General features: G+C 70.2%; 8 protein-coding genes, 1 rRNA gene and 1 pseudogene. 3 read left to right on the top strand and 7 right to left on the bottom strand.

Annotated features, from left to right (window positions below; all coding sequences use genetic code 11):
• Positions 1–116, top strand: a 5S ribosomal RNA gene (rrf, locus tag RCO28_RS20555).
• A 72-nt stretch (positions 117–188) separates the two neighbouring features.
• Here the strand turns inward: rrf and RCO28_RS20550 are convergent.
• The 7 genes and pseudogenes from RCO28_RS20550 to RCO28_RS20520 all read right to left on the bottom strand — a co-directional run.
• A pseudogene (locus tag RCO28_RS20550) lies at positions 189–383 on the bottom strand (response regulator transcription factor); the annotation flags it as partial.
• Between the two features lie 277 nt (positions 384–660).
• Positions 661–2,178 (bottom strand): type IV secretory system conjugative DNA transfer family protein, encoded by a 1,518-nt coding sequence (locus tag RCO28_RS20545; RefSeq protein WP_308942615.1) that lies wholly within the window; start codon positions 2,176–2,178, stop codon positions 661–663.
• 1 nt (position 2,179) lies between these two features.
• Positions 2,180–3,604 (bottom strand): ATP-binding protein, encoded by a 1,425-nt coding sequence (locus RCO28_RS20540; RefSeq protein ID WP_308942614.1) that lies wholly within the window; start codon positions 3,602–3,604, stop codon positions 2,180–2,182.
• Positions 3,605–3,662: 58 nt separating this feature from the next.
• Positions 3,663–5,213 (bottom strand): SCO6880 family protein, encoded by a 1,551-nt coding sequence (locus RCO28_RS20535; RefSeq protein ID WP_308942613.1) that lies wholly within the window; start codon positions 5,211–5,213, stop codon positions 3,663–3,665.
• The gene (locus tag RCO28_RS20530) at positions 5,210–6,487 is read right to left on the bottom strand and encodes a hypothetical protein (RefSeq protein ID WP_308942612.1); all 1,278 of its coding nucleotides are present in this window, start codon (positions 6,485–6,487) and stop codon (positions 5,210–5,212) included. Before RCO28_RS20530 ends, RCO28_RS20535 begins: the two co-directional genes overlap by 4 nt.
• Positions 6,477–7,292 carry a hypothetical protein gene (locus RCO28_RS20525; RefSeq protein ID WP_308942611.1) on the bottom strand — a complete coding sequence of 272 codons (816 nt, stop codon included), beginning with the start codon at positions 7,290–7,292 and terminating at the stop codon, positions 6,477–6,479. The genes RCO28_RS20530 and RCO28_RS20525 overlap by 11 nt, the downstream gene beginning before the upstream one ends.
• A 204-nt stretch (positions 7,293–7,496) precedes the next feature.
• Positions 7,497–7,805, bottom strand: coding sequence for a hypothetical protein (locus RCO28_RS20520; RefSeq protein WP_282539801.1), 309 nt, complete (start codon positions 7,803–7,805; stop codon positions 7,497–7,499).
• A 652-nt stretch (positions 7,806–8,457) separates the two neighbouring features.
• Between RCO28_RS20520 and RCO28_RS20515 the strand changes: the two genes are divergently transcribed.
• Together RCO28_RS20515 and RCO28_RS20510 are read left to right on the top strand one after the other, a co-directional pair.
• Entirely contained in the window at positions 8,458–9,930 is a 1,473-nt protein-coding gene (locus tag RCO28_RS20515) for a methyltransferase (RefSeq protein WP_308942610.1), read from the top strand.
• Positions 9,931–10,052: 122 nt separating this feature from the next.
• Entirely contained in the window at positions 10,053–11,057 is a 1,005-nt protein-coding gene (locus RCO28_RS20510) for a bifunctional lytic transglycosylase/C40 family peptidase (RefSeq protein WP_308942609.1), read from the top strand.
• The last annotated feature ends 59 nt before the right edge of the window (positions 11,058–11,116 follow it).

The raw sequence follows: 11,116 nt of genomic DNA, 5'->3' as shown, positions 1-11,116 counted from the left end.
TCGGTGGTCATAGCGTGAGGGAAACGCCCGGTTACATTCCGAACCCGGAAGCTAAGCCTCACAGCGCCGATGGTACTGCAGGGGGGACCCTGTGGGAGAGTAGGACGCCGCCGAACTAAATTTAGCCGCAATCCCCGGATTTCATCCGGGGATTGCGGCATTTTTGCGTTCAGGGGCGTTAAGCCGCTTCAGGACGGCTTCACCGAGCGGGCGTCGTACGCCAGAATCACCGCCTGGACCCGGTCTCGCGCGCCCGTCTTCGACAGGATGCGGCCCACACGCCTCTTCACCGTCGACTCGGCGAGATGAAAGCGCTCGGCGATTTCCGTATTCGTCCAGCCCTGGCAGATCGATGTGAGGATCTCGCGTTCGCGGTCGGATGCGGGTGCGGTTGCCGGAGGCGGTGATGCGGCGGGTGGCCGACCTCGGCCGCCGTGAAGCAGGCGGTCAGCTTGAGGTCCCACACCAAGGGGCGGCGGCGTCGAAGGCCCGGATCTTCTGCAGGAGCCGCTGCACATGACCGGTCAGCGGCGCGGCGCCTGAGGACCAGGAGTCCTGGTCCTCAGGCGGTCGCGGTCCTGGGGGCGGTCGGGGGCACGGGGGCATCCTCGTACGGACGGTCGAGGAAGTTCCTGGCGTCCCTGATTCGGGTCCGGGGGCTCAGACCGGCAGGTCGTCGTGGGGCCAGCGGGCGCGGGCCTGTTCGCGGGAGCGGAGCAGGGCGAGCGTGGGGAGGCCCGAATCGGCTCCGTCGGCGAGGAGTTCGGGGAGTTCGGGGAGCGGGGCGACGGCGGCGACGTCGTCGAGGATCAGCGCGAGTGGTGGGTCGAGCCGACCGGAGGATGACCGTGCGGCCATGCGCCGGCCGTGCTCGACCACGCTTGATACGAGCGCCGTGAGGAGCGGCATGGCTCCCGGCACCGACTTCGGATCCTCGATGGGTTCACCCACCACGTAAAGCGTGCCCCCTTCGGCGATGAAGGAATCCAGCGTGAGGGTGTCCGTGCGGTTCGGGGCGCAGGCCTCGCGGATGTGCACGGAGAACAGGGCGGAGAGGGCTCGGGCCGTCAACTCCTGGGCCATGTCGCGGCGTTCGGGGTGTGCGGTGAGGGCCGCCTCCAGTTCGCCGCCTGATCCCGAGGCCGCCTTGCTGCTGGTCCGCAGGACGCGTACGGCCTCCTGGACCTGGCTGCCCTGCGACCAGCGGTGCACGTGCTTGAACGGGCGGCCGTCGACGGCGGCGGCGTGCAGATAGCTGCGCAGCAGCGTCTCGGCGGTGCTCGCGGTGGTCGCGTCGAGCCGGGCGGTGGGGCGTACGGGGGCGAGCAGGGCCCTGGCGCGGGCCGCGGCGGTGGGCTTGTCCTCACAGCCGGTGGTGGGGGACCAGTGCATGCGGGCGGGGGTGTCGCAGCGGTGCTCGGGGTCGTAGAGGAGTACGGGGCCTAGTTTGGCCCTTGCGTCCTTCGTTTCCTCCCACAGGGCGGGGTTCGAGGTGACGATCAGGGCTGGGCCCTCGGACTCCTGGATTGCCTGTACGGCGGGGGGTTTTCGGTTGTCGGCGGGGGCGAAGAGTAGGGGGGTGCGGGGGGTGGGGACCGTGGTCGTCGACGGTGCCGTCGGCTCGGTTGCCGCGCTTCGCACCTCCGGTGCGGGGGTGTCGACTGGGCTGAGCCCCTCCTCAGACGTACCCGGCACGTGGGGCTGTGCCCACCCTCCCCCACTCTCGGCTTCGCTCGAGCGGGGGGACCCCCATCGCCCTGCGGAACGCCTGCCCACAGCGGGGTCAGCGGGCACCGCAGGCGCCGTCTGCGACCTCTGTCCCTTCCGTACCGCCCGCCACCGCGCAACCGTGCCCATCACGAACACCACAAGAACCGTAAGCACCATCAACTGCCCTATGAACAGGCCCCAGAAGAGGCCGTAGCCGGAGAAGGCCTGTTCGGGGGAGTCGGGCCAGGCGCCGGGGATGTCGTGGGGCTGGGAGATGAGGTGGCGTATGGCGAGAGGGGTGCGGGCGAAGGTGACCTGGGACGGCCAGGCGCCCTTCGCGAGGAGGGCGGAGAGGCCGGTGGCCGTCCAGACCAGGAGGGTGAGGCCGAGGAGGAAGACGAGCAGGGCGACGAGCAGGCCGTCGGGGATGCCGCCGCCTTCCCGGCGCTCGGGGTGCGGGTCGCGCATGTCAGGCCACCGTTGCGTCCGGGTCGCCGAGTTCGGCGTGGGCCGCGTACCGCTCCATGCGGGCGGCGCGTTCCTCGGCTTCGAGTTCGGCGGCGGTCATGAGGTCGTCCTCCTCCTCGACCAGGGACGATTCGGTCATGGCGCGGTCGGTGTAGACGAGGGGGCGTTCCATCTCGGTGATGAGGTGTTTGACGACCTGGACGTTGCCGTTGACGTCCCAGACCGCGATGCCGGGGGTGAGCGTCGGGATGATCTCCACGGCCCAGCGGGGCAGGCCGAGTACGTGGCCGGTGGCGCGGGCCTCGTCGGACTTCTGGGCGTAGATGGTTCTGGTGGAGGCCATTTTCAGGATCGCGGCGGCTTCCTTGGCCGCGGCCCCGTCCACCACGTCGCTCAGGTGGTGGACGACGGCCACGAAGGAGAGGCCGAGGCGGCGGCCGAACTTCAGCAGGCGCTGGAAGAGTTGCGCAACGAAGGGGGAGTTGATGATGTGCCACGCCTCCTCCACCAGGAAGATGCGCTTCTTGCGGTCGGGACGGATCCAGGTGTGCTCCAGCCACACGCCGACGATCGCCATGAGGATGGGCATGGCGATGGAGTTGCGGTCGATGTGGGAGAGGTCGAAGACGATCAGGGGTGCGTCGAGGTCGATGCCGACCGTTGTCGGGCCGTCGAACATGCCGCGCAGGTCGCCGTCGACCAGTCGGTCCAGGACGAGGGCGACGTCCAGGCCCCAGGCCCGTACGTCCTCTATGGCCACGTTCATGGCCTCCGCCGACTCGGGTTCGGGGTGGCGGAGTTGCTCGACGATGTCGGTGAGGACGGGCTGGCGTTCGACGATCGTTTCGTTGACGTAGGCGTGTGCCACCTTGAGCGCGAAGCCGCTGCGCTCGTCCAGGCCGTGGCCCATCGCGACCTCGATGATCGTGCGGAGCAGGGCCAGCTGGCCCGTCGTCGTGATCGACGGGTCGAGGGGGTTCAGGCGGATGCCCGTGTCCAGGGCGACCGTCGGGTCCAGGCGGATCGGCGTTATGCCCAGCTCCTGGGCGATGAGGTTCCACTCGCCGACGCCGTCCTCGCCCTGTGCGTCGAGGACGACGACCTGGCGGTCGCGGAACCTCAACTGCCGCAGGACGTACGTCTTCTCCAGGGCGGACTTGCCGTTTCCGGATTCGCCGAGGACGAGCCAGTGGGGGGCGGGGAGCTGCTGGCCGTACAGCTGGAAGGGGTCGTAGATGTAGCCCTTGCCGCTGTAGACCTCGCGGCCGATGATCACGCCGGAGTCGCCGAGGCCGGGGGCGGCGGTCGGCAGGTAGACCGCCTGGGCCTGGCCGGTGGAGGTGCGCACCGGGAGGCGGGTCGTCTCCACCTTTCCGAACAGGAAGGAGGTGAAGGCGTCGGTCAGCGTGGTCAGCGGATCTCGCATGGGCTTGGCGCCTCTACCTTCTGATTCCGGAGGGCTGGCGGGCTGTCGTCGGACGTGGCTAGCGGCGGATGCCGGTGGCGAACGGCAGCGTGTTCACGAACGCCCGGTGGTGTTCGCGGTCGCACCACTCCAGCTTGAGGTACGACTTGCCCGCCGAGGCCCTGATCGTCCGTTTGTCGCGGGCGAGTGCCTCGGGGGAGCGGGCGGACACCGTGATGTACCCGACGAGGTTGACGCCGGCGGCGCCGCTCGCGAGGTCCTCGCCGCGCTGGTCGAGGCGGGAGTGGGCGGCGGCGTCGCGCGGGTCGACGGTGCGGTTCATCTTGGCCTGGCGGCTCGCCTCCGCGTCGTCGTTGGTCTTCTCGGTGAGCATCCGCTCGATGGCGACCTCGGTGGGTTCGAGGTCCATCGTGACGGCGACGGTGCGGATCACGTCCGGGGTGTGGACGAGCAGCGGCGCGAGGAAGTTGACGCCCACGGGGGTCATCGGCCACTCCTTCACCCAGGCCGTGGCGTGGCACCAGGGGGCGCGGGTGGAGGACTCGCGGGTCTTGGCCTGGAGGAACGTGGGCTCCATGGCGTCGAGTTCGGCGGGCCAGGCGTTGCGCTGGGTCATGGCCTGGATGTGGTCGATGGGGTGGTCCGGGTCGTACATGGAGTGCACGAGCGAGGCGAGCCGGCCCTGGCCGAGGGGCTGGCGTACGCGGATGTCGGCCTCCTGGAGGCGCGAGCAGATGTCGGTCAGCTCGCGGGCCATGACGACCGCGATACCGGCGTCCTTGTCGAGCTTGCGGCCGCCGTGCGGGCGGGCGGCGCGGGCCACGGCCTGCGCCTCGGCGGCGAGTTCGCGGGTGTAGTGCATGCAGGCGACGAGGTACGCGCGGTGCTGCTCGCTGCTGGTCGACACCATGGACTGCAGTTGGTCGTACGAGCTCTGCAGCCAGCTCGGCGCCTTCTCGTCGCCGCGGACCGCGACGTCCTTGGCGTGCGCGTCGGGGTCGGCGGGGAGGGTGCGGGCGAGCATCTGGAGGCGGGTGACGAAGCCGTCGCCGTTCGCCACGTGCTTCAGGAGGGTGCCGAAGCGGTCGACGAGGGCCTCCTGGTCCTCGCTGTCGCGCAGGCCGACTCCGGGGCCCTCGATCTCGATGGCGGCGGTGACGGTGCGGCGGTCGGCGTGCAGGAGCACGGCGATCTCGTCGGGGCCGAAGGGCGCGGCCAGCCAGGCGATGCGGCCGATGCCGGGCGGCGGTCCGACCTCGACCTCGCGGCCGTCGAGCCGCACTCCGGCCTCGGGCACGGCCGAGCGGTACGCGGTGCCCTGGCGCAGGCTGCGCTTGTAGCTGCGGTTGACCTCGTACCAGCGGTAGAACGTACGGCCCTTGTACGGCACGTAGACCGCGGCGAGGGCCAGCATCGGGAAGCCGGTGAGCAGCACGATGCGCAGGGAGAGGACGGGGACGAGCAGGCCGCACATCATGCCGAGGAAGGCTCCGGCGATGATCAGGGCGATCTCGCCGGTCTCGCGGTTCTTGCCGACGATCGCGTTCGGCCGGGCCCGGCCGATCAGATATGTGCGGCGGGGCGCGACCTGGTGGGACTGGGTCGTCAACGCCCTTCACCTCCCGTGCGGTTGGTCGTACTTCTGGTGCTGTGGGTTCCGGTGCGCGGCGCGGGGGTGGCGGCTGAGCTGCTCGCCCCTCGGTTGGCGTGCGCGGCGACGCCTCCGCTGGCGGGGTTGGCGGGGCGGGCGCTGCCGCCGCCGCTGTCCTCGCCGCCGCGGCCGCGGGTGCTGTGGGTCTTGATGCCCTGCGAGACGAGCGCGGCGGGCGAGCTGATGACGGCGGCGGCCTTGCCCTCGGCGCTCTGCATGATGCGGTTGTTGCGGCCTGCGGCGATCTCGTCGCCGAAGCCCGGGACGAAGCGGTAGATCATCGCCGAGGCGAAGATGGCGAGGAGGATGATGGCGAGGCCGGAGACGACGGCGGAGAACGCGTCGGGCCCGTCGTCGCCGGAGAGCGCGCCGGCGAGCCCGAGCACGATGACGATCACGGGCTTCACGAGGATCACCGCGATCATGATCCCGGCCCAACGGCGCACGTGCGACCAGAGGTTCTTGTCGACGAGTCCCGCGTACACGACGGTGCCGAGCAGGGCGCCTACGTACAGCAGCGCCGCGCGGATGACGAGCTCCAGCCAGAGGACGCCGGCGGCGAGGATCGAGACGAGCGAGACGACGATCAGCATGATCGGTCCGCCGCCGATGTCCTCGCCCTTCTTGAGCGCTTCGGAGAACGACCCGAAGAACACGTCGGTCTGGCCGCCCGTGGTCTTGGCCAGCACCTCCGAGACGCCGTCGGTGGCGGAGACGACGGTGTAGAGGATCAGCGGCGTGAACGCGGAGGCGAGCACGGTGAGCCAGAGAAACCCGATGGCCTCCCCGACGGCGGTCGTCAACGGCACGCCCCGCACGGCCCGCTTGGCGACGGCGAGCAGCCAGAGGAGGAGGGTCAGGATGGTCGACGCGGCGAAGACGACTGCGTACTGCTGCAGGAACGTCGGGTTGGTGAAGTCGACGTTCGCCGTGTCCTTGACGGCGGCGCTCAGCTTGTCGACGGTCCAGGAGGCGGCGTCGGCGCAGCCCTTGGCCAGGGAGGAGAGCGGGTCGAGGGTGCTGAGGGCGTCGTCGGCGGGGGATTTGGGGGTGGTGCTGGTTTCTTTGCCGTTTTCGCAGTACTTCTTTGCCGGTCCTGCGATGAGTTCGCAGGGGTCGTCCTTGGGCTCAGGGGCTGCGGCGGCACGACCGGCAAGTGCGATGAGCGACGTCTGTACGGCGACGACGGCTGTGGTCACTGAGAGGGCGCGGCGTGCGTGACTAGCGGGCATACGTGAACCCTCCGAACTGCTTGACCGCGTCGGCGATCTCGTCGGCGCCGGATACGGGGTTGTCCCCAGTGACGGGGGTCGGTCCGGTCTTCTGCCGCGTCTCCAGAACCTTCCAGTCGCCGTTCCACTTCAGCTTCAGCGTCACGGTGAACCAGCTGCTGGTCACGGGGTTGGTGGTGTCCTCTCCGGTGAGGCCGAAGAGTCCGTTGCACCAGACCTCTACGGTCGCCTCACTGTCCGAGTAGGCCTTGACCTTGGTCCCGGCAGGCATGGTGCGGTTGACGAACGTGGAGTCCCTGGGGGCAGATCCGTCCTCGTTCAGGCCGATCTTCCCCAGCAGGTCCTTGGAGTAGTCCGCGTTGAAGCCGGACTGCAGCCGCTTCTCCGCACCGGGATGGGCCACTGCCTTGACGATGGCGTGGCGACGGCCGGCGTTGAACATCCCGTCCGACCCCAAAGCGGCAGCGTAATTCGCGGCAGCGCTCTGCACCCCCTCCCGATCCCTCCCGAACCCAGAAGAAACCGGCTTCTGCCCGGACGGGGCAGTCGGGGCCGCCGCAGGCCCCCGGCCGTCCTCGGAGGGCGCGGAGTCCGAACTCCCCTCGCCCCCGCCCCTGTTCGCGAACGCGATCGCCGCGACGAGCAGGACGACGACCGACACGACCGTGACCAGGCTGCGCGGGGACCGTGGCATGCGTCTGGCCGTGCCGTACCCGCCGTCGCCGTCCGGGAGGCGGGTGCGGGTGTGGCCGGAGCCGCCGTAGCCGCCGTCGTCGGGCCGGCCGTGGTCGTCGTCGGGACTCATGCCGCGTACGCCCCCTCGAGGAAGTGCGGAACCACGGAGTACGACGGTAGCCGTGCTGGTTTCCGCGCGGGCGCGGTGTGGTGACTGGACATCAGGGGGACGCAACCTCAGCCGGTGGGCACGACGGGCGGATGGGAGTCGGAGACAGGGGCGGGGGCGTGGGGGCGGTGGGATCGCCCGGGCCCGGGGTACTGCGTGGCTGGGTCAGACGGCCATCCCGTACACGATCGTGAAGAGCGTGCCGAGGGAGCCGATGATGAAGACTCCGGTCAGGCCCGCGATGATCAGGCCCTTGCCCTGTTCGGCGCTGAAGGTGTCGCGCAGGGCCGTGGCGCCGATGCGCTGCTTGGCCGCGCCCCAGATCGCGATGCCGAGACAGAGGAGGATGGCGATGGCCATCACTACCTCGATCATCACGCGTGCTTCGTTGCCGAGGTTTCCGAAGGGGCCCCAGTCCGGAGCGATCCCGCCGATGATGGTCGTGATGTCGCCCTTTTCGGCTGCCAGAAGCATGTAACTCACCGCCCCTATTGGGTAGTTCTGCACCCCCTGCCCGTGTGCAGAGGTCACGCCTATTCTCGCTGAGAATGCCGCTGTCGCATGTCGACTTGGAGTCATTCGTCGGCGGACTTCGTGCGAACTTCGTACGGAGTCTGTACGCGGCGCAGTTGACCGCTCCGCGCGGGCGTGCGGAGCGGTCAACAGAGGCACGTATGGTCACTCTGTGTATCACGCGGGGTGACGCCGGGCAATGAACGGGCGGTGTCCGTCACGGCGCGTATGCGCTGGTCGGGGCTGGGGCTCGGGGGGATTGGCCGGTTCTTTGCGGCGGCTCGTTCGGGGTGCGTGCAAGTGCTGCATGCATATGGGAGAAGGTCCGCTGGAACATGCGAGACATTCCATTCATCCCCTTTGTGTGGATACGGAATGGTTCGTCGCCTCCGCGGTTCACTCGGCCCCAGTTGTCCACAGGCTGTGGACAGTTCGGAGTCGCGCACGGAATGGACGCCCTTCCGCAAGATCCTTCGCGGGCGCGTTACCAGGTCACGGGGCGGATGTGCCCCAACGCGCGGGCCCGCAAGGTGATTTCATCCGGTTCGCCCATTGGCGGTAACCCAATGGCCTAAGGGTTCAGTCTCCGCGTACACGAGCCGACAACCGGACCATGATGACCACGCAGCCCCTGATCGCCCCCTCCGCCGTCACCGCCCTGCGGGACGTGCTGACGTCGCACGGCTACACGCGCGATGCGATCGTCTCGCGCGTCGGGATCGAGGCCGCACAGGGCCTCAACCGCTACGACCCCACGCTCACCCTGCAACTGCTCGGCGAGGACGACCCCTTGGCCGTCCTCATCCAGCTCTTCATGTGCGGGCGCACGGTCCCGCTCGACCGCGCGGAGGCCGCGGTCGTGCCCCTCCTCGAGTCCGCGGGCGAGGGCGCCGTGCGCGCCGCGGTGCATCTCCATCCGTACGAGAAATGGTGGGCGATCTCCGACTTCCCGCGGTTCCTGCGGCCCGCGCCGCAGGACCGGCGGGCCGAGGCCGTCGCGCCCATCGGCCTCGACGCCTCGCTGCTGCGCCGGGCCACGCTCACGCACCACGTCGAGTCCGCGCTCGACCTCGGCACCGGCGGCGGCGTGCAGGCCCTGCACCTGAGCGCGCAGGCCGACAAGGTCACCGCCACCGACCTGTCGCCACGTGCCGCCCGCTTCGCCGCGACCACGGCCGCGCTCAACGGGCTCGACTGGGAGATCCTCCAGGGCGACATGGCGCAGCCCGTCGCCGGACGCCGCTTCGACCTCGTCGTGAGCAACCCGCCGTACGCCGTCGGGCCCGGCACCGTGCACAGCGTGCACCGGGACTCCGGGCGCCCCGGTGACGCGCTCTGCGCCGAACTCGCGGGCGCGGCACCGGAACTGCTCACCGAGGGCGGGTACCTGCAGTTCCGGGCGAACTGGGTGCACCGCGCGGGCGAGGACTGGCGCGAGCGGCTCGCGGGGTGGATCCCGCGCGGTGCCGGACTCGACGCGTGGATCGTGCAGCGGTCGGTCACCGGGGTCGTGCCGTACGTCGACCACTGGCTGGAGCTCGCGGGCGGCGAGGAGGCGCTCGGGCAGCGGGAGGCCTGGCTGCGCTGGTTCGAGACGCAGAAGGTGGAGGCCGTCGGCGTGGGCACCGTCGTAGTGCGCCGCTCCGGGCACCAGGAGTCCGTCGTACGCGTGGAGGAAATGTCCTCCGAGGCGGGCGAGTTGACCGGGGCGCAGGTCGCCGGGTGGTTCGGGCGGCGGGACTGGCTGCGCGCGCACGACCCGCTCCGGACCCGCTTCCTGCCCGGCCAGGGTCTGACCCTGTGGCAGCAGGCCGACCAGCGGGGCGGCACAGGCTGGGAGTTGACCCAGCAGGTGCTCAAGGTCCCCGGGGACGGCCTCAACTGGAGCGACCGCATCTCCCCGCTCGCCGTCGCCCTGCTCGGCGGCGCCGGTCGCGAGGCCACGCTCGGCGAGCAACTGGCCCGTATCGCCGAGGCCGAGGGCGCCCAGGCCGACCGGCTCGCGGAGGTGGCCCTTCCGGAGGTGGCGCGGCTCGTGGAGCGGGGGGCGCTGGTGCCGGCGGACGATCCCGCGGATCCGGGCTGAGCCGCCGCGCCCGCCCGGCGGTTTCCGGCCGTCCGGCCTGGCCTGTGGATAACTCCTTTCGCCCGGCGTCAGCGCTCTAGACTGGCGGAGGCGTACTCCCAAGGCGTGAGGGGCGGTTGACGGTGCGTAAGGCAGTGCTGGTCGGGAGTGCCGTCGTCGCCGGACTCACCGCGTTCCTCGGACTGCTCGTCGTCGGTACGTACATGGCCGCGGGCAGCCTCGCCGGCGGCGCGGGCAAGGGGGCCGTGGGCCTCGCCAAGGGGGCGGTCCCGGCGGCGTACCAGTCGCTGGTGCAGAAGTGGGGCAACCTCTGCCCGGCCATCAACCCGGCGCTCCTTGCCGCGCAGTTGTACCAGGAGAGCGGCTGGAACCCGAAGGCGCAGAGCCCCGCGGCAGCGCAGGGCATAGCGCAGTTCATCCCCGGCACCTGGGCCGCGCACGGTGTCGACGGGGACAAGGACGGCGACAGGGACGTGTGGGACCCGGCCGACGCGATTCCGTCAGCCGCGTCGTACGACTGCAAATTGGCCGGATACGTGGAGGACGCCCCCGGCGATCCGACGCACAACATGCTCGCCGCGTACAACGCGGGGGCGTACGCGGTGATCAAGTACGGAGGCGTGCCGCCTTACAGCGAGACGCAGAACTACGTGAAGACGATCACCGATCTGTCGAAGAGCTTCGCCCGGCCCGTGGGCCGTGTCGATCCCTCGCGGCAGGCCGCCGGGGCGATCTCGTTCGCTCAGGAGCACCTCGGCGAGCCCTATCTGTGGGGCGGGGACGGTACGCCCGAGGACGGAGGGCGGTTCGACTGCTCGGGGCTGACGAAGGCCGCGTACAAATCGGTGGGCGTGGAGCTGCCGCGCGTGGCCAACGACCAGTACAACGCCGGGCCGCACCCCAAGCGGGAGGAGCTGCTCCCCGGTGACCTCGTGTTCTTCTCGGACGACCTGACCAATTCCCGGGCCATCCGGCACGTGGGGATCTACGTCGGCGGCGGGTACATGATCGACGCGCCCCGGACCGGTGCCGTGATCCGCTTCACCGCGATCGACACCCCGGACTACTTCGGGGCGACCCGCGTCACCGAGGACGGCGCGAAGGCGCTCGCCGCGGGGCTGCCGTAACGGGTGGCTTGATCCCTACGTCGAAGCGCGGCTCCGGGCGTCGAGTACGCGTCACTCTT

The organism is Streptomyces sp. LHD-70 (assembly GCF_031157275.1).
Classification (GTDB): Bacteria; Actinomycetota; Actinomycetes; order Streptomycetales; family Streptomycetaceae; genus Streptomyces.
This window is presented reverse-complemented; position numbering and strand designations above follow the sequence as displayed.

Excerpts from the sequence above, each read along its gene's own strand:
- RCO28_RS20545 (WP_308942615.1), bottom strand. The coding sequence starts at position 2,178 with ATGCGCGACCCGCACCCCGAGCGCCGGGAAGGCGGCGGCATCCCCGAC.
- RCO28_RS20540 (WP_308942614.1), bottom strand. The coding sequence starts at position 3,604 with ATGCGAGATCCGCTGACCACGCTGACCGACGCCTTCACCTCCTTCCTG.
- RCO28_RS20530 (WP_308942612.1), bottom strand. The coding sequence starts at position 6,487 with ATGCCCGCTAGTCACGCACGCCGCGCCCTCTCAGTGACCACAGCCGTC.
- RCO28_RS20525 (WP_308942611.1), bottom strand. The coding sequence starts at position 7,292 with ATGAGTCCCGACGACGACCACGGCCGGCCCGACGACGGCGGCTACGGC.
- RCO28_RS20520 (WP_282539801.1), bottom strand. The coding sequence starts at position 7,805 with ATGCTTCTGGCAGCCGAAAAGGGCGACATCACGACCATCATCGGCGGG.
- RCO28_RS20515 (WP_308942610.1), top strand. The coding sequence starts at position 8,458 with ATGATGACCACGCAGCCCCTGATCGCCCCCTCCGCCGTCACCGCCCTG.